Source organism: Lysinibacillus sp. NPDC093216 (assembly GCF_050280325.1).
In the GTDB taxonomy this organism is placed as follows: Bacteria; Bacillota; Bacilli; order Bacillales_A; family Planococcaceae; genus Lysinibacillus.
In genome coordinates this window covers 118,288-118,661 of record NZ_JBNNVB010000006.1, presented here as the reverse complement: position 1 = coordinate 118,661, position 374 = coordinate 118,288, and the positions used below count along the sequence as shown (strand labels likewise).

1 protein-coding gene is annotated in these 374 nt (G+C 55.1%); it reads right to left on the bottom strand.

What is annotated here, in order from left to right; all coding sequences use genetic code 11:
- On the bottom strand, window positions 1-374 hold a 374-nt coding region (locus ACQKOG_RS09455), incomplete at both ends, for a hypothetical protein (RefSeq protein ID WP_427446151.1).

Here is a 374-nt window from a genome sequence, read left to right as displayed (position 1 = left end):
GTAGCCCCAGCAGCCCCAGTAGCCCCAGTAGCCCCAGTAGCCCCAGTAGCCCCAGTAGAACCAGTCACACCAGTAGAGCCGGTAACTCCGGTAGCCCCAGTAGCGCCAGTGTTACCAGTAACGCCAGTAGCCCCAGTAGAACCAGTAGCCCCAGTAGAGCCGGTAACTCCGGTAGCCCCAGTAATACCAGTAGCTCCGGTGTCACCAGTAACGCCAGTAGAACCGGTAGCTCCAGCAGAACCAGTCACGCCAGTAGAACCGGTAGCTCCAGTAGAACCAGTAGAACCAGTAGAACCAGTAGAACCAGTAGAACCAGTAGAACCAGTAGAACCAGTAGAACCAGTAGAACCAGTAGAACCAGTAGAACCAGTATA